The following is a 22007-nucleotide window of genomic DNA, read 5'->3' as shown; positions in this document are numbered from 1 at the left end:
AGCAAGACCATGAAAAAAGTCACCACTGTCTGCCCGTATTGCGGCGCCGGATGTAAATTGAATCTGGTTGTAGATAACGGAAAAATCATCCGTGCGGAAGCCGCGAACGGCGTCACCAATCAGGGCGAACTGTGCCTGAAAGGCTATTACGGCTGGGATTTTCTCAATGACACCAAACTGCTGACCCCGCGCCTGACCCAGCCGCTCATCCGCCGCCAGAAAGGCGGAAAATTCGAAGCCGTCAGCTGGGATGAAGCCATCCGTTACACCGCACAGCGCCTGAAAGACATTAAACAAAAACACGGCCCGCGTTCCATTATGACCACCGGTTCTTCCCGCGGGACCGGCAATGAAACCAACTATGTGATGCAGAAATTTGCCCGTGCAGTGATCGGCACCAATAACGTCGACTGCTGCGCCCGCGTGTGTCACGGCCCGTCGGTGGCCGGTTTGCAGGCCACGCTCGGTAACGGCGCGATGAGTAATTCCATCGGCGATATCGAAAACTCAAAATGTCTGCTGGTGTTCGGCTATAACTGCGCGGATTCCCATCCCATCGTCGCGCGCCGTGTGATCAAAGCGAAAGAAAAAGGCGCGCAGATCATCGTCTGCGACCCGCGCCGCATCGAAACCGCACGTATTGCCGATCAGCATCTGCAAATCAAAAACGGCTGCAACATGGCGCTGGTGAATGCCTTTGCCCACGTGTTGATCGAAGAAGATCTGTATGACCATGACTATGTCGCGAAATACACCGAAGGCTTTGAGGAATACCGCAAAAATGTGGCGGATTACTCACCGGAAGCCGTGGCAGAACAGACCGGTGTTTCCGCGCAGCAAATCCGTCAGGCGATGCGCACTTACGCCGCTGCACCTTCAGCCACCATCATGTGGGGCATGGGCGTCACCCAGTTTGGTCAGGCGGTTGACGTGGTAAAAGGTCTGGCAGGGCTGGCTTTGCTGACCGGTAATCTTGGCCGCGCCAACGTCGGCGTCGGACCGGTACGCGGTCAGAATAATGTGCAGGGTGCCTGTGATATGGGCGTGCTGCCGAATGAATTCCCGGGCTATCAGTCCGTCACCGATCCGAAAGTTCGCGCGAAATTCGCCGATGCCTGGGGCATTGACGTGAATCAGATGGACACCGAAGTCGGTCACCGTATCACGGAAATCCCGCATCTGGCCCTTGAAGGCAAAGTTAAAGCCTATTACATCATGGGTGAAGATCCGTTGCAGACCGAAGCCGATTTAGGTCTGGTGCGCAAAGGTTTTGAAGCACTGGAATTCGTGGTGGTTCAGGACATCTTCATGACCAAAACCGCCGAGCAGGCCGACGTGATTTTACCGGCCACTTCCTGGGGCGAACACGGCGGTGTCTTCTCCTGCGCAGACCGTGGCTTCCAGCGCTTCGAGAAAGCCATCGAACCAAAATATAACGTCAAGCGCGACTGGGACATTATCAGCCTGCTGGCGACCGAAATGGGTTATCCGATGCATTACAACGATAACCAGGAAATCTGGGACGAAATGCGCAGCCTGTGTCCGCTGTTTTACGGCGCCACCTACGAAAAAATGGGCGACCTGGGACACGTGCAGTGGCCTTGTACCACGCTTGAAAGCCCGGGGACGCCATATCTGTATGCCGACAATCACTTCGACACCCCGACCGGTAAAGGCCAGTTGTTTGCCGCACCGTGGCGCGCACCGGCTGAAGTGCCGGACGGCGATTATCCGCTGGTGTTGTGTACCGTGCGTGAAGTCGGTCACTACTCCTGCCGTTCAATGACCGGTAACTGTGCGGCATTGCAGACGCTGGCTGATGAACCGGGCTTCGTGCAGATGCACCCGGTGGACGCCCAGGCGCTGGGTATCCGTGATCAGCAACTGGTCTGGGTGGCATCGCGCCGTGGCAAAGTCATTTCCCGCGCCAACTACAACGAACGTATCAACCCGGGTGCGGTGTACATGACGTATCAGTGGTGGATCGGTGCCTGTAATGAACTGACCCAGGACAATCTCGACCCGATTTCCAAAACGCCGGAAACCAAATACTGCGCGGTGAAAGTCGAGCAGATCGCCGATCAGCGCTGGGCAGAGAACTACGCTCATCAGACTTACAGCGACATGAAAGCGCGCCTGCGCAGCGCCGTGGAAGATGTGATCCCGGTGGTTGAGGTTTAGTTTTTAAGCTCCTCCCCCTTCGCAGGGGGAGGAGCAAAACCCCCTGAGATTTAAGAGGTATTTATGTCTGATTCCGGTCTGCTCATTCGCGTCTGCGGCAAAGTCCAGGGCGTCGGTTTCCGACCTTTTATCTGGCAACTGGCCGACCGTCTGCAGCTCCGGGGGGAAGTGTGTAATGACAGCGCGGGTGTGGAAATCAGGCTGCTTCAGCCGGTCAATCTCGAACTTTTTATTGAACAATTACAGCGCGACTGCCCGCCGCTGGCGCGCATCGACAGCATCAGCTTCAATCCTTTCGACTGGCAGACGCTTCCGCAAAATTTCACTATCGCTGACAGCCGTCACAGCCGGATGGATACGCAGGTGGTGCCCGACGCGGCGACCTGCCCGGAATGCCTGAAAGACATCACCCGCCCGGGTGATCGTCGTTTCGGCTACGCCTTCACCAACTGCACACATTGCGGCCCGCGTTTTACGCTGATCCGCGCCATGCCTTATGACCGCCCTTCCACCAGCATGGCGGAATTTACATTGTGTCCGCACTGTCGGCAGGAATATCAGAACCCCGCCGACCGGCGGTTTCACGCGCAGCCGGTCGCCTGCCCGCAGTGCGGGCCGCAGGTCAGCGCGACGTTGCAAAATGGCGACATGCTGGCGCAAGGAGATGCGGCGCTGGAATACGCGGTTGCAGCATTACGCGCGGGTAAAATCGTCGCTATTAAAGGGCTGGGAGGCTTTCATCTGGCCTGCGATGCCACGCAGCAAAATGCGGTGATGCGGCTGCGCGAACGTAAACAGCGTCCGTCAAAACCGCTGGCGGTGATGCTGCCGGACATCGGCTGGCTGGCAGAATGCAGCGATGAAAGCCCGCCATTTGCGCTGCGCGAAATGCTGGAGTCACCGGCCGCGCCCATCGTACTGGCAACGAAAAGCGCGATGTCGCCACTGTGCGCGGCAATCGCGCCGGAACTGGACGAAGTCGGACTGATGCTGCCGTTTACCCCGCTGCATCATTTGCTGATGCAGGCAGCGGATACCCCGCTGGTGATGACCTCCGGAAATGCGAACGGTTGTGCCCCCGTGCTGACTAATGCGGCTGCGCTGTTGCAACTCGATGGCATTGCAGACATGTGGCTGTTGCATAACCGCGATATCGTCCAGCGCGCCGATGATTCGCTGCTGCGTGTGACGCCGCACGGTACTGAAATGCTGCGCCGCGCACGCGGCTATGTGCCCGATGCTTTTACGTTGCCTGACGGATTCGATGCCCAGCCGTCGCTGCTGGCACTGGGCGGTGACCTCAAAAATACCTTCTGTCTGGTGCGCGGTGATCAGGCGATTCTCAGCGCACATTTCGGGTCACTCACCCGCAGCGATATTGCCGGACAGCAGCAGCAGGCGATTGAACATTTTCAGCACCTTTATGACTGTATGCCGCTGGCGGTGGCCCGTGATGCACATCCGGCGTATATCAGTCATGTGCAGGCGGAAAGTCACGGTGTACGCATGATTGATGTTCTTCATCATCACGCTCATATCACCGCGTGTCTGGCGGAACATCACTGGCCGCTGGATGGCAGCAAGGTCATCGGGCTGGCGCTTGACGGGCTGGGTTATGGTATTGCTGACGATAAAACCGGTGCCCTGTGGGGCGGTGAGTGTTTACAGGTGGATTATCTGCACTGTGAACATTTAGGCGGATTGCCTGCCGTTGCGCTGCCGGGTGGCGACCGGGCCGCGCGGGAACCGTGGCGGAATTTGCTGGCGCAGTGGCAGGCGTTTGTGCCGGACTGGCAGACACGCCCGGAGGCAAAGGTGTTGCAGGCATATCCGTGGTTGCCGCTCTCCAGAGCCATCACCGCCGGGATTAATGCCCCGCTGGCGTCTTCCTGCGGGCGCTTGTTTGATGCCGTCGCCGCCGCACTCGGCTGTACGCCTGCGCAACTGAGCTGGGAAGGCGAAGCGGCATGCCGTCTGGAAACGCTGGCACAACGTGCACAGGGTATTTCGCATCCGGTCACGATGCCACTGCGGCATACGCCGTCGGGCACTTTTCTGGATTTAGCGACGTTCTGGCAGCAATGGCTCGGCTGGAATGCCACGCCTGCCGCACGGGCTTTCGCTTTTCACGACGCGCTGGCGCAAGGCTTTGCCGCCCTCGCCTGCTACCACGCGGTGAGAACCGGCACCCGCACTGTCGCACTGGGTGGCGGCGTGCTGCATAACCGCCTGCTGCGCCAGCTTTTACATCGTTATTTAGCACCCCTTCGCGTGCTGATGCCGCAAAACGTGCCCGCCGGAGACGGCGGGCTGGCTTTGGGTCAGGCCGTTGTCGCCTGCGCCCGTCTGCAATTTTCTTCTGGTTTTAACAACAAGGACTCCCATGATTAACCGTGATTTTTTTCACACGCACCGTCGTGCTTTCTGGCTGCTGATCGGGCTGCTGGCAATCAATTTACTGGCCTGGGGCTGGGCACTGGTGGTGTTTCGCCACAATGCGGCGCTGGTGGCGGCGGCCTTGCTGGCTTACGGTTACGGGCTGCGTCATGCCGTCGATGCCGATCATATTGCAGCTATCGATAACGTTACCCGCAAGCTGATGCAACAGGGTCAGCGTCCGGTGGCCGTCGGGGCATTTTTCTCCCTCGGACATTCCAGCATTGTGGTACTGGCCTGCGTGGCGATCGCCGCAACGTCACTGATGTTTGGCAACAAAATTGGCTGGTTGCACGATTATGGCAGCACCATCGGCACGATGGTTTCCGCACTGTTTTTACTGATGATGGCCCTGCTGAATGCGCTGATTCTGCGCGATGTTTACCGCCGTTTTCAGAAGATCAAACAGGGCAAAAGCTTTCCGGACGCCGGAGAAACCCACGCGATGCAGGGAGGTGTGATGAGCCGGTTATTCAGCTTTGCATTTAATCTGGTGAATAAAAGCTGGCAGATGTATCTGGTGGGATTTTTGTTCGGGCTGGGTTTTGATACCGCCACGGAAATTGGCCTGTTGGGGATTTCCGCTGCGGGGGCCTCTTCCGGCATGTCCGTATGGAGCATTCTGGTATTTCCGGCGTTGTTCGCCAGCGGCATGGCACTGGTCGATTCGCTGGATAACTTTGTCATGGTCGGCGCTTACGGCTGGGCGTTCGATAAACCGGTGCGAAAGCTCTATTACAACATGACGATTACAGCCACCAGCGTGATGATCGCTCTGTTGATCGGCGGCCTGGAAGCACTCGGACTGATGGCCGATAAACTGGATTTACACGGCGGAATATGGGCGGTTGTCGAACGCCTGAATGAGAACATGGGCAGCGTCGGCTATGCGGCTGTGGCGATTTTCGTCGTGTTCTGGGGCATCTCTGTCCTTAATTATCGCCGCAAAGGCTATGACAATCTGGCGGTGTGATCCGCCCGGTATCAGGCGTCATTCGGCAAGGTAAGCTGCTTTTCCAGACGCAGTTTGTCGCCGTCTGTAATGGTTATCATAATTTGTGTTTTCCCGCCGGGCTGGACGGCAAAACGCATCTGTCCCAGAGGCTGCGGCTGATTGGCGGAAAGATTCACATTGTGGCTCTGGCGGCTGGTGCTGGTGCCTGCGGTGCTTTCCTGCAACACAGAAACCGCCACCTGACAGGAACAGGCTTTGGTGAGACTGACCATCGGGGTAATAACATAATTCTGCGCCTCGTTGTGCGTATCAAACCAAAGCTGGTTGGACATCACGGCGGCGATCAGCAGTAAGTGCATAGCGTTTATCCTCAGGGTTCCGTCGAAAAAAAACAGGGCTAGTGCCCTGTTCTGCTTTACTCCTCCCCTTCGCAGGGGAGGGAACACTAATCAGTTTTGTGACGCGTAGGCCAGGTTCGCGGTACCGACCTGAGTAATGCTGGTCAGAGAGCCATTCGCACCTTGTGAAGCCTGAGCATAGTTACCTGAACCGTTCTGGGACACGAGCACTTTGCTGCCGTTAGCGCTCTGAGAAACGTTAGCGCCGTTGTATTCACCTTTTTGTACCACACTGATCAGGCTGCCATCACCGGTCTGAGTCGTCCCGGCGCTATTTCTGTAGCCATCCTGACTGATTGCGGTCAGCGATTTTTGTGCGCCAGATTGAGTGGCATTCGCCAGGTTTGCCGTGCCCTGCTGGTAAATCTGAATTTCAGAATTCCACTGAGTGGCAGTGAATGTCGGCACAGTTGATGAAGGTGGATTATTACCGTGGTCAGAGCCACCCCCGCCATGACCAGGACTGGTTGCAAATGCACTGCCACTGACGACTAAAGCGGAGACTGCCACAATTTTCCAAAGTTTCATGATGCTACCCCATTGGTTTAATATCGGATGTTTGGTGTGTTAATGCTGTGTCACTCTAATCGCCATTCCTGACGAATTTTGCACGACGCCGCTGCTCTGGTTCGTACCATTCTGGCGAATTTCCGTCACACTCCGGCCTTTTTGCAGAATGTATGCGGTATTGCCAAAATTCTGTTGCGTAATGGATGCATCCCCGCCACCGGTTTGCGATACGTAGGCGAAATTATCGCTGCCGCTCTGGGATATATCCGCGTTATTTCCATTACCTCGCTGATTCACCAGCGCAGTATTCTCTGACCCGGACTGACGGATAACGCCGGAATTTCCAGAACCCGTCTGATAAGTGGTGGTCAGATTGTTATTACCGTTCTGATAAATCACTGACGAATTCCCCGATGAATTCCTTGCGCCAGCAAAGATCTGATCCGGCACCTCAGAATTCACTTCCGGATAAGCCATATCAAATTGCTGTGCATGAATGCCCCAGGAGGCTGAAAGTAACGCCAGGGTCAATAAAGTCTTTTTCATTTCGTCACCCTGTATATACCGGCACCACACTTTGCTTACCGGCTAATTGCTGCTGACGAATTGATTATGGTGTTTGCTCAAAATAAGGAACTCACCCGCTCGTCGTATTTTAATCTCAGACTTCATCAAAAAGCATGAGGCGGTATTTATCATACGGATTGACCAGCGCGTCTCAGTAAAAGGTCAGCACGGCTAATCAACCCATGGCATTAATCCTAAAGTTACAGAGCAAACCGTTTTAAATAATCACACAAATGCAACTATTCTTAATTCCCTCTGAAACTAAAACAGTCCTAAAAGAGATCCCCCGCACATTTCCACCCCTTAACAGTCGCTTAAAAATGCCTTCCCGCTGCCTTGCGGCGCGGTTTAACAGGGTATAAAGAAGCCTGCAGATGTGCTCACCTAAGTAAAATCAATACGAAAAGATAAACCAGTTTGAGTTATTTAAGGCGAAATATGCAGCCAGCTGGTGTTTGAGCCCCCTTAATCCGCAGCGTTATCTGACAAATATGCTGTCTTAACAAGGCCAAACGTTAAGATAGTGTAAATTTATTACTTAAGCCCTCTTTAATAGGGCGGAATTTAATTTCCCGGAATACATAAGGAAAGCTTTATACATTTTCAGTTACATTTTGAAACATAAATAAGCCTTGCGTAAGGTAAACCAAAAGCTAAATTGAGTCAGTACCGCACATAAACCACCTGAAAATATTATGTGCCTCAGGTTGTGAATATTTGCTACTTTCAGATATGCACAGCAAACATACAGCTATAGATTTAGCAAAATAAAATCTCAGTCTATTCCGTGCCTTTTCAATATTCAGGCAGTGGCAGACTGTGGCTATAAAAATCAGGGCAGGGTTTCATTATGAGTAATGAAGCAGCAATCAATAATAATATTCTTTTATTAGTGACCAAACCATCATTACAAGCCAGTGCTTTATTGCAGCAATTAAAACAGCAACTTTGTGTCAATACCCGGCTGCATAATATCCATAAATCACTTGAGGATCAGGCGCTTCAACAGGCATTAATTCTCTTCGATATGATGGAAGCCGATCGCCGGACAATTGAACTGTGGCAAACGGCTATTAACCGCTATCACGACAACGTGAAGTTATTATTATTAAACACACCTGATAATTATCATTTTCGGGAAATTGAAACCTGGCCGGGGATCAGCGCCGTTTTTTATCTCTCCACTGACGAAGAGCATCTGGTGGAAGGGATCAGAAGCGTGATCCGCGGAGAATGTTACTTCTCTCAGGGCTTCGCCAGTTACCTGATCAATCAGTCCGGTGCTTTCCGTCATCTTCACTCAGAAGAAACCGGCCTGACCCATCGTGAAAAAGAGATCCTCAATAAGTTACGTGTGGGCGCCTCGAACACGGAAATCGCGCGTTTGCTGTTTATCAGCGAGAACACCGTCAAGACGCATCTCTATAATTTATTTAGAAAAATCTCGGTTAAAAACCGTACCCAGGCGGCGTCCTGGGCGAATGACAATCTCAAGCGCTGACATCATGACTATTTGCATAAAGGGCTTCTGGCTCTGGCTGGCGCTGTTATGCGCCACCTGCCTGCATGTTCAGGCTGCGGATATAAAAGACCCGGGGCTTATCACCGACAGAACCGTGACATCGGTCGGCCACGATTTTTACCGTGGCTTTACCGGCAAATGGGAACAGAACTACCCGGAAACCATCACCATTTCAGAAAGGCCCAGCGCCCGCTGGGGGAGCTGGATCACCATAAAAATAGGTCAGGACACCCTGTATCAGACTTTGCTGTTTCCCAACCGTCGCAATTTTAATAAGGACGTCGATACCGCCATTGCCGGTGTAACCGAAGCGTTATCACGGCGGCAATTAGACAAAGCGTTACTGGGCACCGGGGATCTCGCCCATGACGAATTTTAATGCACAGCCTCTTAAGGAGAGCATCGTGAATATTCCAGTCTCAGCTTCGCGTTCAGTCATGCTGCTGGCATTGCTGACGGCGTCCCCGGTTTCCTGGGGCGGCAATATGGTTTTCCAGTTCATCAACCCGAATTTCGGCGGCAACCCGAATAATGGTGCGTTCCTGCTCAACGAAGCTCAGGCGCAAAACTCCTATAAAGACCCCGATGCGTATGACTTCGGGTCCACCTCGACGTCTGCACTGGACAATTTCACCGCCTCAATTCAGTCACAATTGCTGGGCAGCCTGATGGGCAACGTCAATCAGGGAAAACCGGGGAGACTGGTAACACAGGACTTTATCGTGGATATCCAGAATACCGACGGACAGCTGGTGATGAATGTCACTGACCGCAAGACCGGTAAAATTTCCACTATTCAGGTTCAGGGTTTGTCCGCCACCACCAACTGATTCCGACGACCAATAAAAACAGGAACGACATCATGCGCAGCTATTTATTACTCATCGCAGTTTTTGTGTTGAGCGGGTGCCTCACAGCAGCACCGAAAGAAGCCGCAAGACCGACATTATTGCCCCGGGCGCCAAGCTATACCGATCTGACGCATTTGCCTTCGCCGCAGGGCCGGATTTTTGTGTCGGTCTATAACATTCAGGATGAAACGGGCCAGTTCAAACCGTATCCGGCCAGTAACTTCTCGACCGCCGTGCCACAAAGCGCCACGGCGATGCTGGTATCGGCACTCAAAGATTCAAAATGGTTTATCCCGCTGGAACGTCAGGGGCTGCAAAACCTGCTGAACGAACGCAAAATTATCCGTGCCGCGCAGGAAAATGGCAGTGTCGCGATCAATAATCAGCGGCCACTTTCCTCGCTGGTAGCAGCGAATATTCTGATTGAAGGCTCGATAATCGGTTACGAAAGTAATGTGAAATCAGGCGGCGTGGGGGCGCGGTATTTCGGTATCGGTGCCAGTACGCAATACCAGCTGGATCAGATAGCCGTGAACCTGCGTGCTGTCGACGTCAATACCGGCGAGGTTTTATCTTCCGTAAATACCAGCAAAACGATTTTGTCGTATGAAGTGCAGGCCGGGGTGTTCCGCTTTATCGATTATCAGCGGTTGCTGGAAGGCGAACTGGGCTACACCACCAATGAGCCTGTGATGTTATGCCTGATGTCGGCGATTGAATCCGGCGTGATTTATCTGGTGAATGACGGTATCGAACGTAACCTGTGGCAGTTGCAGAACCCGTCGGAGATCAACTCACCCATTTTGCAACGCTATAAGAACAACATTGTCCCTGCCGAATCCTGATGAGAGGCAGTTGGCGAAGGGGAACCGTGGGTTGAAACGGTTTCCCTTCTTTTTTTATCCGACAATCTCAGGTTTTGCTTTCCTCGCTTTTCATCACCTGCCGGTAATTATTCACCCGCTTTTTATCCTCAAGATTAAAGTCCGGATCGAGATAAATGCTCAGCCGTTTGATCAGCAAATCTTCAAAGACAAAGACAGTGCAGAAATGATGGCTGCCGACCTCGGACGTCGGCCAGCGGTCACCGCTTTGCATCACGCCGCGCATCTGCCCTTCCAGCACAATGGCATCTCCGTCACTCAGAAAGCGGAAAGCGTTCTGAATATGTTGGATCTTGTCGATTTCAAGCGCAAAGCGTTTACCCAGTTCCCCCAGTGAAGACTTTCCCTGCGCGGTGCCAAATTTTGGGAAAAACAGCACCACATCTTCAGCAAAGAGATCCAGTAATGAGGCATCTGCCTGATCCAGTTTGGCGTAGAAATTCTTAACAATTTCAATACGCTTTTCTTTCAGTTCGTGTTCTGCCATTTTCACCTCGAAATTCTCCATCCAGTCCATAAGCCTAGTGACTGCCGCTGATTTTGCCAGTTATGAAGGGTCGCTCACAAAACGCTGAGGCCGCTCAGGTGAAGAGTTTTCTGCACCGGAAGCCGGAACCCTCTACACTGGCATGCGTTTTTAACAACATGTCCTCTTACACTTTCGGAGAGTCACGGATGTCTCAGTTCAACAGAGCAGGTCGCGCGATGCCGCCTCTGCCCGTTCCCACCCGCTGGTTAATCCTTGCGATTTGCCTGTTGCAGGGGTTCCTGCTGTATTACTTCTTTTCAGATCACGCGGCCATCAGATATGCCGGGTTCTCTCATAATATTTACGGCCAGACTATGGCATTAACATTACCGGTGCTGATTTCTCTGTCAGTAGTACAGCCTGGTGATCGCCGGTTCTGGGGCGGAACAGGGTTGCTCATCCTGTTACTGGCGGGCATGGCAGCCTGGGCGAAAAGCAATATCGCGGCAACGTCCGGGGACAGCGTGATGGCGCCGTTTAACCTGTCGCTGACGCTGCTGGTCTTTTTTGTTTTGCCGTGGCTACAGGTGCAGGCGTTCCCGGCAGACAACCGTTACCGTTACGCCAACCTTTCCGCCTGCTACAGCCAGAATACGCTGTGCGCCATGCTGACGTTGCTGATGATGCTGCTGGCCGTTGGCGTGATGGCATTATGTGCCGGGCTGTTCCGGGTGATCGGCATTGAATATTTCCATGAGCTGTTTTTCGATACGCCGCTGTTTATGCATCTGGTGTTCGGCCTGCTGCTGGGCATCAGTATCGTCACCTGCCGCACGCAACCGGCGCTGATGAATACCACCCGCAATATCATCCGTTTTATTCTCAAAGGCCTGCTGCCGCTGGTGGCGTTCGTTGCGCTGATTTTCCTGTTCGCCCTGCCGTTCACCGGCCTGACGGTGTTATCGCAAGCCTGGTCCGCAGCCAGTTTGCTGACCACCATGGCGCTCGGCATTCTGCTGCTGGTTAACGTGGTACGCGAAACCGATCACGCTGAAAAACCGTATCCGCGGGCGGTCCGTTTGCTGGTGAATGCGGCGATTTTATTGCTGCCGGTGTATGCCGCGCTGGCGCTGTATTCCACCGGCCTGCGCGTTTCGCAATACGGCTGGACGCCGCAACGTCTGTGGGCGGTGCTGGTGATCAGCGTCACGCTGATCGCCGCCCTTTGCTACAGTTTTTCGGTGATCGATAAACGCCCGGACTGGCTGCCGCGTATTACTCAATTCAATAAGCCGTTGTCGCTGCTGGTGGTCATTCTGGTGATGGCGGTCAACAGCCCGCTGCTCGATCCTTACCGTATCAGCGTCAACAATCAGATTGCGCGACTCGACAGCGGCAAAACGCAGGCGAAGGATTTCGATCTGAAGATGCTGCGTTTTGATACCGGTCGCCGTGGCAACGAGGCGCTGACAGCGCTGCAACAACACCCCGCGTTTACTGCCGATCCGCGCCTGCAGGCCACACTGAAAAATATGATCGCGCAGACATCACGCTGGGGCGCTTACGATGATAAAGAGCGTGCTGCACTGGCGGAAAATTATCGCGTGGAAGACGCTAAGAAGATGATTCAGCTTGCGAAAGGCGCGGTATCCCCCGACGACACCTGGTGGAAAAACCTGCCGCAGCTGGATGAATACCGCAACACACTGCGCGACTGTCACAGCCTGGAGGGCGCGTGTATCGTCAATACGCTGGATTTAAACAACGACCGGCAGAAAGAAGTTTTCCTCTGTAATACGCTGGATACGCCTTCCGTCAACTGCCGTATTTACGCCAGAGAGGCCGGGAAATGGGCGCAAACGGGAGAACTTTATCTGTATGAAGAAAAGGATAACCCTGCACTGATCACTGCCCTGCGCAACGGCGAGGTCAAACCGGTAACGCGTAAATGGGCTGACGTACAGATTGACGGTAAACGCCGGGTCATTCATTACAAACACGACGAAGAATAATCGCCTCCCCTTCACCGGCAGATTTCTGCCGGTGAATCCCGCTTTATTTTCCCGGCATCATGCGCAGTAAGGTGTCATCTTTACGCAAGTAATGATGATAAATCGCTGCCAGCGCGTGCAGGCCAATCAGGTAATAACCGCAGTTTGCCAGGAATTCATGCGCCGTTTTCACCGTGCGGCGTACATCGGGATCCGGCGTCACAAACTGTGGCACCGGCCAGCCGAATAAAAACCACTCCCGCCCGCCAAACTCCAGCGTCAAAATCCCCAGCACCGGCAACGACAGAAACAGCAGATATAACACCCCATGCACTGCATGGGACGCGGCTTTTTGCCAGCGCGGCACGGGCGGCGTGATCGCCGGTGTCGCATGGCGGGTCCGCAGGAAAATGCGCACAAACATCAGCAACCAGACACCAATCCCGAAATTAAAATGCAGCAAACGCACCAGCGGCTGATTATCTTCAGGGAAATAATCACGGGTCAGCATCGCCGTGTAGGTCAGAATAATCATCAGTAACGTCGCCCAGTGCAGGCTGATCTGCGACAGCGAATAACGGGTTTTCATGAGTAATTTCCTCGCCGGAGGATAACGTGTGGAAAACAGGAATATTGCCCTGAGTATAGAAAGGAATTGCGCAGACTTTGTGGATAAATGCGGCCACGAAAGTAAAGAAGTTAAATTAATGTTATAAAAAAACCGGGCATGTGCCCGGTCTGGTTGTCTGACGGCGTATTACGCGAGGCTGGCCGGATCCTGTTCCACAGGGGGTTCACCCGCCGTTTTTTTCGGTGGCAGCAAACCGTCTGCCCGGAACATCGCTTTGATGCCGCGCACCGCCTGGCGGATCCTGTCCTGATTCTCGATCAGGGCGAAACGCACATGGGTATCGCCGTAATCACCAAAACCAATGCCCGGCGACACACAAACTTTAGCATCGGCCAGCAGACGTTTGGCGAATTCCAGTGACCCTAAATGCGCATACGCAGGCGGAATTTTTGCCCAGACATACATCGACGCTTTCGGATTTTCCACCATCCAGCCCGCTTCATGCAGCCCGCGGACCAGCACGTTACGGCGCTGGCGATATTGCTCGGCAATGTCTTTCACGCATTGCTGATCCCCTTCCAGCGCCGCGATGGCCGCCACCTGCAACGGCGTGAAGGTGCCGTAATCGTGATAACTTTTGATACGCGCCAGCGCGCTGACCAGTTCAGGATTACCGACCATAAAACCGATGCGCCAGCCCGCCATGTTGTAACTTTTTGACAGCGTGAAGAATTCCACCGCAATGTCTTTTGCACCCGGCACCTGCATGATTGATGGCGCTTTCCAGCCGTCGTATACGATGTCGGCATACGCCAGATCGTGGATCACCAGCACGTTGTATTGCTTGGCCAGTGCCACCACGCGCTCGAAGAAATCCAGCTCCACGCACTGCGCCGTCGGGTTGGACGGGAAGCCGAGGATCATCATTTTCGGCCGCGGAATGGTTTCGCGAATGGCTTTTTCCAGCTCGGCAAAGAAATCTACACCTTCAGCCAGCGGCACAGAACGCACCTGCGCACCGGCAATCACGGCACCATAAATGTGGATCGGATAACTTGGGTTGGGCACCAGAACGGTGTCGCCGTGATCGAGCGTCGCCAGCATCAGATGTGCCAGCCCTTCTTTCGAACCGATAGTGACGATAGCTTCACTTTCAGGGTCGATCTCTACCTGATAACGATCGGCATACCAGCGGGAAATCGCACGGCGCAGACGCGGAATGCCGCGTGAGGTCGAGTAACCGTGCGTGTCTTCACGCTGCGCAACCTGCACCAGTTTTTCCACAATGTGCGGCGGTGTCGGGCCGTCAGGGTTACCCATACTGAAATCGATAATGTCTTCGCCACGATGGCGTGCGGCCATTTTCAGTTCAGCAGTAATGTTGAAAACATAAGGGGGAAGACGATCAATACGTGAAAAACGACGGGGTGAACTGGAATCAGCCATAATTTCCTCTGGGATACGTAAGCGCCCGGACCGTCCGAGCGACGCTGGCCGCGTAACGGCCTTCTACGAACATAACGCAGAGGAAAATGGCTGTCGAGATACTGCGCATTATTTTTTTACTGCGGACGCGGATCGGTCGCCAGCAGCCCCAGCAGCCAGTCGTTTTTCCACTCGTCGCCGATCCGGTAGCTGTCCCGTAAACGGCCTTCCATTTGAAAACCGCATTTTTCCAGCACACGGCGCGAAGCGTCGTTGCCTTCCAGCACGTTGGCCTGCAGACGGTGAAAACCACACTGGTCAAACGCAAAGTTCAGCACTTCGCGCAGGGATTCCACTGCATAACCTTTGCGCTGATGTTCAGGAGCCAGAATGAATCCGACTTCGCCCTGTTTATAGGGCCGCCAGTCCGGGAAAAATCCGGTCAGCCCCACCGCCGCGCCGGTGTCTTTTTCGCGGATCAGCAGGCACAGCCAGAAATCACTGTAGCGATCCCAGTGACCAAGACGTTGTTCAAAACGGCTATGAACCTGTGCATGGGTTTCGATATCGCCGATAAAACGCATGACGTCCGGGGTCTGATACAGCCGCAAGAAAAATGCCCAGTCGTCAGCCTGGATGGGCTGCATGATCAGCCGCGGCGTGGATAACAAAATCATGTCGGAATGTGCTCCTGTGTCTGGCGATGGTGAAAGTCTGACCTTTTACATATAATAACCGCTGAATCCATTTGGCACGCTTATCTTTCAATCGTGCAAAGAGCCTAATCTGCCATGCCTCACATGTTCGATATGCTGCTGGCGGTCTTCGACCGTGCGGCGCTGATGCTCATCTGTCTGTTCTTCCTCACGCGAACCCCGCTGTTCCGCAAACTGCTGCACAAAGAAAATGAAACCCATACGCCGCTGGAACTGACTGCGGTCACCGCCATTTTCTCGCTGTTCGCCATTTTCGGTACGCTCTCAGGGATCAACGTCGAAGGCTCACTGATCAACGTGCGTACGATCGCGATCATGTCGGGCGGGATCCTGTTCGGGCCGTGGGTCGGGATCATTACCGGCCTGATTTCCGGCACGCACCGTTTCCTGATCGACATTCACGGGCCAACGTCTGTTCCGTGCCTCATCACCAGTATTACCGCAGGTTTCCTTTCCGGTTATATCAATAAGAAAGTCAAAAAATCACTGCACTGGAAAGTCGGCATTCTGGGCGGCATGCTGTGCGAAACGCTGACCATGATCCTGATTTTACTGATGGCGCGACCGTTTTCGCTCGGGCTGGATATCGTCATGAACATCGCTGCACCGCTGATCCTCGGGGCCAGTTCCATCGGCCTGATTGTGTTGCTGGTGCAAAGTGTCGAGGATGAAAAAGAGGTGATTGCCGCACGGCAGGCACGGCTGGCGCTGGATATTGCCAATAAAACGCTGCCGTACTTCCGCAATATAGATGGCCGTAACATAGAAGGCAGGAATATCAACGCCGAATCCCTGGCCAGTATCTGTAGCATTATTCGTGATGATATCGACGCCGATGCGGTGGCGATCACTGATACCAAAAACATTCTGGCGTACGTCGGCGTGGGTGCTGAAGAATATAATATCGGCCATGAAACGCTGAGTGAGATGACCAAAGCGACGCTGGAAAGCGGTGAAATCACGGTCAGAAACAACGACGAAATGCACCGTACGCCGCAAATTCACTCGCTGATTATTATTCCGCTGTGGGAAAAAGGCGAAGTCACCGGCTCGCTGAAAATCTATTATTGCGACCCGCACCGCATCACTTATTCGCTGAAAGTGATGGCGATCGGGCTGTCGCAAATTATGTCGACGCAGATGGAAGTATCACGCACCGAACAGTTGCGCGAGATGGCCAATAAAGCCGAAATGCGGGCGTTGCAGAGCAAGATAAATCCCCATTTTCTGTTTAACGCGCTGAATGCGATTTCGTCGTCTATCCGCGCCCGCCCCGACGTGGCGCGCCAGCTCATCATCAACCTTTCCCGTTATCTGCGTTATAACCTGGAACTGAACGATGAACTGATCGACCTGCGCAAAGAACTTCATCAGGTACAGGATTACATCGCCATTGAGCAGGCGCGGTTCGGCAGCAAACTGACGGTGATTTATGACATTGATGACGACATTTCGGTGAAAATCCCCAGCCTGCTGATCCAGCCGCTGGTCGAAAACGCCATTGTGCACGGCATCCAGAAATGCAGCGGAAAAGGCGTGGTGGTGATTTCAGTGAAGCATCAGGCTGACGGTATCAGGGTGTCAGTAAAAGATACCGGCCACGGTATTAATCAGGAAACCATTGACCGTGTGGCACGCAATGAAATGCCCGGCAACAAAATCGGCCTGCTCAATGTGCATCACCGTGTTTCATTGCTGTATGGTCAGGGCCTGAGCATCCGCCGTCTTGAGCCAGGCACCGATATTTCGTTTGTTATTACCCACGCTCCTGCAAAAGTCACGCAAGCCCTTGAGAGCAAAATAGCCTGACTACAGGGACGCTTTTTCATTTTACCCGCCCGCCTTTCGGGCCATCGCACCGGGAGATAATTCAGTGAAAGCGATTATCGTCGAAGATGAAGTACCGGCTCAGGAAGAGCTGAGTTATCTGATTAATACCCACAGCAGCATCAGCATTGAAGCAATATTGGATGACGGGCTGGACGTGCTTAAATACCTGCAATCACATGAAGTGGACGCGATTTTTCTCGATATCAGCATCCCTTCCCTTGACGGCGTATTACTGGCGCAAAATATCAGTAAGTTTGCGCATAAACCTTATATCGTGTTTATCACCGCCTATAAGGAGCACGCCGCAGAAGCCTTTGAAATCGAGGCATTTGATTACATTCTTAAGCCTTATCACGAGTCACGCATTGTCACCATGCTGCAAAAGCTGGAGTCACATTTTCGCCGGGATAAAGAGCTGACAGTGAAGGAACCGGGCGATAAACCGGAAGGTGTTGCCCCCGTCGCGGGCAGCACCCCGCGTGTCAGTCACAGCATCAATCTGATCAAAGATGAGCGGATTATCGTTACCGATATCAACGATATTTATTACGCCGCCGCGCAGGAAAAGGTCACGCAGGTATATACCCGCAAAGAAGAATTCACCATGCCGATGAACATCACCGAATTATGCAACCGCCTGCCGGAGGAGCATTTTTTCCGCTGTCATCGTTCGTACTGCGTGAATCTGTCGAAAATCCGCGAGATCGTGCCGTGGTTCAATAACACCTATATTTTGCGCTTAAGTGATTTAGATTTCGAGGTGCCGGTAAGTCGCAGCAAGGTGAAAGAATTCAGGCAGTTAATGCGGTTTTGATCGGGCTTTTGAAATAGAAAGCCCGATTCTTCCGCTAAGTCATTGGAGTTGCAGCAAGGCGGCAAGTGAGAAGATCCCGATGAGCTGACTGATGTCAGTGATTCGGGTCTTCGAGCGCAGCCAACACCGCTGCAACTTCAAGGACGAAGAGGAAGGCCGATAGACTGACGTAAGTACGCACCTGCACCCACAAGCCCCGGCTGATCGTGCGTGATCAGGAACACCGGAATATCCATCAGGTAATCTTTGAAGCGGCCTTTGTCTTCAAACGCGGCACGAAAACCGGACGCTTTGAAGAAGTCCAGGAAGCGCGGAACAATGCCGCCAGCGATGTACACGCCGCCGAAGGTGCCCATGTTCAGCGCCAGGTTGCCACCGAAACGCCCCATGATGACGCAGAACAGCGACAGTGCGCGGCGGCAATCCAGATTTTCATCTGCCAGCGCCAGTTCTGTGACGTCTTTCGGTTTGAAGTTTTCCGGCACGCGGTTATCTGATTTAACAATGGCACGGTAGAGATTCACCAGCCCCGGACCGGAGAGAATACGCTCGGCAGAAACGTGCCCCATTTCGGTACGCAACTGCTCAAGAATGATGTCTTCTTCTTCGCTGTTTGGCGCGAAATCAACATGGCCGCCTTCGCCGGGCAGACTCAACCATTGGTTATTGGCATGAATTAAGTGTGCGACGCCCAGCCCCGTGCCAGCACCGTAAATCACTGCCGGTTTGCCGTCCTGCGCTTTTTTACCGCCGAACTGCAACAGGTCATCTTCTTTCAGCATCGGGATCGCCATCGAAACGGCGGTGAAGTCATTGATCACTTCCAGATGTTGCAGGCCAAGGTTTTTCTTCATTTCGGCAATGGAAAAGGCCCACGTATGGTTGGTCATGGCCACCCAGTCGCCAGTGATCGGGCAGGCGATGGCAATACATGCATCCTCAACATCCTGATGCTGCTGCGCGAGGTACTCACGCACCACGGCTTCGAGGCTGTCGTAATCCAGCCCGGAGAAAGTCTTAGACTGAGAAATATCGCCGCTGTCCAACGCGCAAAGCGCCAGGCGGCAGTTGGTGCCCCCGACATCGCCCACCAGGGAGTATTTGGTCATGTTATTCTCCGCAAAAGTAAATTCATTATGCTGCGCATTTGCGCCAAATTCGTGTGGGCAAAATAGCGGTAATTGCTATACGCTGCAACGCAGTTTTGAAGCAACCCACATTTATGCAGCATGCCACACAAAATAATGTCGACAGCCCGCAAACCGACTTTGCCGGGATTCATCTAAGCTATCAGAGCAAACAAAATTATAAATAAGGAAATACGTGCATGTTCCATCCCCGCACCAGAGTCATGTTAGCTTTTGCCCTGCCCGCGATCATTATCGGCGTGATGTCCAGCCTGGTTCTGGTATTCGTCATGATGATTTCTGGCGCGCTGCAAAATCTGCTGTGGGAGAACATTCCCGCCGTGCTGAATATCAATACACAATCCGCCAGCTGGACGCTGTTTATGCTGACACTGACCGGCATTGGCGTCGGCGCCATCATTAAGTATATGCCAGGCCACGCCGGGCCGGATCCTGCCACGGAATCTCTGATTGGCGCCCCGGTGGCAGTCAGCGCTTTACCTGGGCTGGCGCTGGCGCTGATGGTCGGACTGGCAGGCGGTGTCAGTCTGGGGCCGGAACATCCGATTACAGTGATTAATATCGCGCTGGTGGCGGCAATAGGATCCCGTTTATTGCCCGCAGTGCCAACGACGGACTGGGTGATCCTGGCGGCGGCCGGGACTATCGGCGCGTTGTTCGGCACGCCGGTGGCGGCCGCGCTGATTTTTTCGCAAACCCTCGGCACCAGCAAAGATGTGCAATTATGGGATCGCCTTTTTGCGCCATTGCTCGCCGCGGGCGCTGGCGCCATCACCACCGATCAGTTTTTTCAGCCCGATTTTTCGCTCAGCATTCCGTCGTATGACGCCGCCAGCCTGATGGATATTTTCAGCGGATCAGTCGTGGTGCTGATTGCCATCGCGCTGGGGATGATTGCCGTCTGGTTGTTCCCGCATGTTCACCGGATGTTTAACAATATTCAGAATCCGGTATTGCGCCTGGGTATTGGCGGCTTTGTGCTGGGTTTACTGGCGCTGACAGGCGGGGAAATTACCCTGTTTAAAGGGCTGGATGAAATGAAGGAGCTGGCGCATTCCAATGCATTGTTTGAGATGGGGCCGCTGCTGGCGATCACCCTGACCAAACTGGCGGCGTTAGTGGTGGCGGCAGCCTGCGGTTTTCGTGGCGGACGCATTTTCCCGGCGGTGTTTGTCGGGGTATCGCTTGGCCTGATGTTGCATCAGTACGCACCGGATGTGCCGGCGGCGGTGACCGTTTCATGCGCCGTCATGGGCATGGTGCTGGTGGTGACACGTGACGGCTGGCTCAGCTTGTTTATGGCCGCAGCGGTGGTGCCGGGGCTGAAATTATTGCCGCTACTGTGCATCGTGATGCTGCCAGCCTGGCTGATGCTGGCAGGTAAACCGCTGATGCAGGTGGCAAAACAGCGGCTCAACCGGCCGGTCCCGGAAGAAGATTAATCCTGCTTTAGTGCAAACTCCGCCGCCGCCAGCGCATGAATGGCGGTGGTGTCAAAAACCGGCACGCTCGCGTCTTCAGCGCCCACCAGCAGGGTGATTTCGGTACATCCGAGAATAATGCCTTCGACGCCCTGCTGTTCTAATTTGCCAATAATCCGCCGGTATTCTGCGCGGGAATCCTCCTTAATCCTGCCCAGGCACAGCTCTTCATAAATAATGCGATGAACAATCGCGCGGTCAGCTTCATCCGGCGTCACCACGTCAATCTGATGTTTTTCCTGCAAACGTCCGCGATAGAAATCCTGTTCCATGGTGAAACGTGTGCCGAGCAGACCGATTTTATGCAGCCCCTGTCCGGTGATTTTGTCAGCCGTCGCATCGGCGATATGCAACAGCGGCAGGCCGCCGATCCGCTCGATATCGTCTGCCACTTTATGCATGGTGTTGGTACACACAACGATGACCTCCGCCCCTGCACGCGCCAGTGAATTCGCGGCGTTACCAAGAATTTCACCCGCCTGCTGCCAGTCACCGGCCATTTGCAGCTTTTCGATTTCATAAAAATCGACGCTGTAGAGAAACAGTTTGGCAGAATGCAATCCCCCCAGTTGCTGCTTCACATGCTCGTTAATCATGCGGTAATACGGCACGGTAGATTCCCAGCTCATGCCACCAATCAACCCTAACGTTTTCATTTGCACACCCTGTGTTTATGCGGATGGCAAAACCATAACCGACAAAAAGCCCGCGGACAAAGAAAATGTCGGCGGGCTTTTTTGCGCATTCAGCGATGCGGATTAATGTTTGGCCGGGCAATCCTCTGCGGCCAGACGGCGGTCCATCCAGCGCTGGCGCAACGTGTCGTAAACCCAGTTGTAGGCCACGGTATACGGCAGGAAGAACAGGAAGAACCCGACTTCCAGCATAAAGGCGTCCAGCAGCCCGATCCCCAGCCACAGCGCGGCAACCGGCAGACCAATCATGATGAATCCCCCTTCGAACCCCAGCGCGTGCGCCACGCGGATTTTAAATGTCCGCACCACGCGGGAAACCGGCCAGAATTTGTCGAACAGGCTGTTATAGACGATGTTCCAGACCATCGCTGTCGTCGACAGCATGATCGCCAGCGCGCCCATTTCCCAGACCGGTTTGTTCAGCGCCCAGGCTGCTGCCGGTGCCGAAATCAGTACCGCGATTGTTTCAAAACCCACCGCGTGGAAAATGCGTTCGCCGAACGTTTTCTGAGAGATATTCCGTGTTTGCTTAGACATAAAAACCTGCCTGATTCCTGATCATT

At 53.7% G+C, this 22007-nt stretch carries 21 protein-coding genes; 11 read left to right on the top strand and 10 right to left on the bottom strand.

All coding sequences use genetic code 11. The annotated features are described in order from the left end of the window. Nucleotides 1–9: 9 nt before the first annotated feature. From fdhF to AACU55_RS12710, 3 genes are all read left to right on the top strand, one after another. Nucleotides 10–2181, top strand: a complete 2172-nt coding sequence (fdhF, locus tag AACU55_RS12720; RefSeq protein ID WP_037036320.1) for a formate dehydrogenase subunit alpha — start codon at nt 10–12, stop codon at nt 2179–2181. Nucleotides 2182–2244: 63 nt separating this feature from the next. Beyond that, on the top strand, nt 2245–4572 hold the full coding sequence (gene hypF / locus AACU55_RS12715; RefSeq protein ID WP_134705549.1) for a carbamoyltransferase HypF: 2328 nt from the start codon (nt 2245–2247) through the stop codon (nt 4570–4572). Then, nucleotides 4565–5590: a HoxN/HupN/NixA family nickel/cobalt transporter gene (locus AACU55_RS12710; RefSeq protein ID WP_013574475.1), complete on the top strand. Its 1026-nt coding sequence runs from the start codon at nt 4565–4567 to the stop codon at nt 5588–5590. Before hypF ends, AACU55_RS12710 begins: the two co-directional genes overlap by 8 nt. Before the next feature lie 11 nt (nt 5591–5601). Here AACU55_RS12710 and csgC read toward each other — a convergent pair whose 3' ends face one another. From csgC to AACU55_RS12695, 3 genes are all read right to left on the bottom strand, one after another. After that, complete coding sequence (gene csgC, locus AACU55_RS12705; protein WP_013574474.1) at nt 5602–5931, bottom strand: curli assembly chaperone CsgC; 330 nt, start codon at nt 5929–5931, stop codon at nt 5602–5604. 90 nt (nt 5932–6021) lie between these two features. Next, on the bottom strand, nt 6022–6498 hold the full coding sequence (csgA, locus tag AACU55_RS12700) for a curli major subunit CsgA (protein WP_037036322.1): 477 nt from the start codon (nt 6496–6498) through the stop codon (nt 6022–6024). A 39-nt stretch (nt 6499–6537) separates the two neighbouring features. Beyond that, nucleotides 6538–7026 (bottom strand): curlin, encoded by a 489-nt coding sequence (locus tag AACU55_RS12695; RefSeq protein ID WP_134705548.1) that lies wholly within the window; start codon nt 7024–7026, stop codon nt 6538–6540. A gap of 871 nt (nt 7027–7897) precedes the next feature. Between AACU55_RS12695 and csgD the strand changes: the two genes are divergently transcribed. From csgD to csgG, 4 genes are read left to right on the top strand one after another with little or no spacing between them, the layout of a single operon-like run. Further along, nucleotides 7898–8548 carry a biofilm master transcriptional regulator CsgD gene (csgD, locus tag AACU55_RS12690; protein WP_013574471.1) on the top strand — a complete coding sequence of 217 codons (651 nt, stop codon included), beginning with the start codon at nt 7898–7900 and terminating at the stop codon, nt 8546–8548. Then, the gene (csgE, locus tag AACU55_RS12685) at nt 8529–8948 is read left to right on the top strand and encodes a curli production assembly/transport protein CsgE (RefSeq protein ID WP_013574470.1); all 420 of its coding nucleotides are present in this window, start codon (nt 8529–8531) and stop codon (nt 8946–8948) included. The genes csgD and csgE overlap by 20 nt, the downstream gene beginning before the upstream one ends. A 58-nt stretch (nt 8949–9006) precedes the next feature. After that, a complete protein-coding gene (csgF, locus tag AACU55_RS12680; protein WP_369794818.1) occupies nt 9007–9399 on the top strand; it encodes a curli production assembly/transport protein CsgF in 393 nt (130 codons plus the stop codon). Nucleotides 9400–9431: 32 nt separating this feature from the next. Beyond that, a complete protein-coding gene (gene csgG / locus AACU55_RS12675) occupies nt 9432–10265 on the top strand; it encodes a curli production assembly/transport protein CsgG (protein ID WP_013574468.1) in 834 nt (277 codons plus the stop codon). Between the two features lie 67 nt (nt 10266–10332). Here the strand turns inward: csgG and AACU55_RS12670 are convergent, their stop codons facing one another. Further along, nucleotides 10333–10791, bottom strand: coding sequence for a nuclear transport factor 2 family protein (locus tag AACU55_RS12670; RefSeq protein WP_134705547.1), 459 nt, complete (start codon nt 10789–10791; stop codon nt 10333–10335). 188 nt (nt 10792–10979) lie between these two features. On the opposite strand from AACU55_RS12670, the gene AACU55_RS12665 reads away from it, so the two are divergent. Continuing rightward, entirely contained in the window at nt 10980–12785 is a 1806-nt protein-coding gene (locus AACU55_RS12665; RefSeq protein ID WP_134705546.1) for a DUF4153 domain-containing protein, read from the top strand. A gap of 43 nt (nt 12786–12828) precedes the next feature. On the opposite strand, the gene AACU55_RS12660 is transcribed toward AACU55_RS12665, so the two are convergent. From AACU55_RS12660 to AACU55_RS12650, 3 genes are all read right to left on the bottom strand, one after another. Next, on the bottom strand, nt 12829–13353 hold the full coding sequence (locus tag AACU55_RS12660) for a cytochrome b (RefSeq protein ID WP_134705545.1): 525 nt from the start codon (nt 13351–13353) through the stop codon (nt 12829–12831). 168 nt (nt 13354–13521) lie between these two features. Continuing rightward, entirely contained in the window at nt 13522–14781 is a 1260-nt protein-coding gene (gene alaC, locus AACU55_RS12655; RefSeq protein WP_037036327.1) for an alanine transaminase, read from the bottom strand. Nucleotides 14782–14897: 116 nt separating this feature from the next. Further along, nucleotides 14898–15437 carry a GNAT family N-acetyltransferase gene (locus AACU55_RS12650; RefSeq protein WP_037036329.1) on the bottom strand — a complete coding sequence of 180 codons (540 nt, stop codon included), beginning with the start codon at nt 15435–15437 and terminating at the stop codon, nt 14898–14900. A 114-nt stretch (nt 15438–15551) separates the two neighbouring features. Here AACU55_RS12650 and AACU55_RS12645 point away from each other — a divergent pair, with 114 nt between their 5' ends. Further along, nucleotides 15552–17285, top strand: coding sequence for a sensor histidine kinase (locus tag AACU55_RS12645; protein WP_013574460.1), 1734 nt, complete (start codon nt 15552–15554; stop codon nt 17283–17285). Between the two features lie 64 nt (nt 17286–17349). Continuing rightward, nucleotides 17350–18120, top strand: a complete 771-nt coding sequence (locus AACU55_RS12640) for a LytR/AlgR family response regulator transcription factor (RefSeq protein WP_013574459.1) — start codon at nt 17350–17352, stop codon at nt 18118–18120. A gap of 137 nt (nt 18121–18257) precedes the next feature. On the opposite strand, the gene glk is transcribed toward AACU55_RS12640, so the two are convergent. Continuing rightward, a complete protein-coding gene (gene glk, locus AACU55_RS12635) occupies nt 18258–19229 on the bottom strand; it encodes a glucokinase (RefSeq protein ID WP_013574458.1) in 972 nt (323 codons plus the stop codon). Nucleotides 19230–19447: 218 nt separating this feature from the next. On the opposite strand from glk, the gene AACU55_RS12630 reads away from it, so the two are divergent. Further along, nucleotides 19448–20710, top strand: coding sequence for an ion channel protein (locus tag AACU55_RS12630; protein ID WP_013574457.1), 1263 nt, complete (start codon nt 19448–19450; stop codon nt 20708–20710). Here the strand turns inward: AACU55_RS12630 and AACU55_RS12625 are convergent. Together AACU55_RS12625 and AACU55_RS12620 are read right to left on the bottom strand one after the other, a co-directional pair. Then, a complete protein-coding gene (locus AACU55_RS12625; protein WP_013574456.1) occupies nt 20707–21405 on the bottom strand; it encodes an aspartate/glutamate racemase family protein in 699 nt (232 codons plus the stop codon). The two genes, AACU55_RS12630 and AACU55_RS12625, sit on opposite strands and share 4 nt — an antisense overlap. A 102-nt stretch (nt 21406–21507) precedes the next feature. Continuing rightward, on the bottom strand, nt 21508–21981 hold the full coding sequence (locus AACU55_RS12620) for a multidrug/biocide efflux PACE transporter (RefSeq protein ID WP_013574455.1): 474 nt from the start codon (nt 21979–21981) through the stop codon (nt 21508–21510). Nucleotides 21982–22007: the final 26 nt, after the last annotated feature.

Source organism: Rahnella sp. CJA17(1/100), assembly GCF_963881615.1.
GTDB classification, from domain to species: Bacteria; Pseudomonadota; Gammaproteobacteria; order Enterobacterales; family Enterobacteriaceae; genus Rahnella; species Rahnella aceris.
Note: the sequence above shows the minus strand (reverse complement) of the source record. Positions and strands in the feature narration are given on the sequence as shown.

Bases quoted from the DNA above. Each gene is read 5' to 3' on its own strand.
- csgC (WP_013574474.1), bottom strand. From the start codon at position 5,931: ATGCACTTACTGCTGATCGCCGCCGTGATGTCCAACCAGCTTTGGTTT.
- csgE (WP_013574470.1), top strand. From the start codon at position 8,529: ATGACAATCTCAAGCGCTGACATCATGACTATTTGCATAAAGGGCTTC.
- csgA (WP_037036322.1), bottom strand. From the start codon at position 6,498: ATGAAACTTTGGAAAATTGTGGCAGTCTCCGCTTTAGTCGTCAGTGGC.
- hypF (WP_134705549.1), top strand. From the start codon at position 2,245: ATGTCTGATTCCGGTCTGCTCATTCGCGTCTGCGGCAAAGTCCAGGGC.
- AACU55_RS12710 (WP_013574475.1), top strand. From the start codon at position 4,565: ATGATTAACCGTGATTTTTTTCACACGCACCGTCGTGCTTTCTGGCTG.
- csgG (WP_013574468.1), top strand. From the start codon at position 9,432: ATGCGCAGCTATTTATTACTCATCGCAGTTTTTGTGTTGAGCGGGTGC.
- csgF (WP_369794818.1), top strand. From the start codon at position 9,007: ATGCTGCTGGCATTGCTGACGGCGTCCCCGGTTTCCTGGGGCGGCAAT.
- AACU55_RS12645 (WP_013574460.1), top strand. From the start codon at position 15,552: ATGCCTCACATGTTCGATATGCTGCTGGCGGTCTTCGACCGTGCGGCG.
- AACU55_RS12665 (WP_134705546.1), top strand. From the start codon at position 10,980: ATGTCTCAGTTCAACAGAGCAGGTCGCGCGATGCCGCCTCTGCCCGTT.
- csgD (WP_013574471.1), top strand. From the start codon at position 7,898: ATGAGTAATGAAGCAGCAATCAATAATAATATTCTTTTATTAGTGACC.
- AACU55_RS12630 (WP_013574457.1), top strand. From the start codon at position 19,448: ATGTTCCATCCCCGCACCAGAGTCATGTTAGCTTTTGCCCTGCCCGCG.
- AACU55_RS12660 (WP_134705545.1), bottom strand. From the start codon at position 13,353: ATGAAAACCCGTTATTCGCTGTCGCAGATCAGCCTGCACTGGGCGACG.
- glk (WP_013574458.1), bottom strand. From the start codon at position 19,229: ATGACCAAATACTCCCTGGTGGGCGATGTCGGGGGCACCAACTGCCGC.
- alaC (WP_037036327.1), bottom strand. From the start codon at position 14,781: ATGGCTGATTCCAGTTCACCCCGTCGTTTTTCACGTATTGATCGTCTT.
- AACU55_RS12650 (WP_037036329.1), bottom strand. From the start codon at position 15,437: ATGATTTTGTTATCCACGCCGCGGCTGATCATGCAGCCCATCCAGGCT.
- AACU55_RS12625 (WP_013574456.1), bottom strand. From the start codon at position 21,405: ATGAAAACGTTAGGGTTGATTGGTGGCATGAGCTGGGAATCTACCGTG.
- fdhF (WP_037036320.1), top strand. From the start codon at position 10: ATGAAAAAAGTCACCACTGTCTGCCCGTATTGCGGCGCCGGATGTAAA.
- AACU55_RS12620 (WP_013574455.1), bottom strand. From the start codon at position 21,981: ATGTCTAAGCAAACACGGAATATCTCTCAGAAAACGTTCGGCGAACGC.
- AACU55_RS12670 (WP_134705547.1), bottom strand. From the start codon at position 10,791: ATGGCAGAACACGAACTGAAAGAAAAGCGTATTGAAATTGTTAAGAAT.
- AACU55_RS12695 (WP_134705548.1), bottom strand. From the start codon at position 7,026: ATGAAAAAGACTTTATTGACCCTGGCGTTACTTTCAGCCTCCTGGGGC.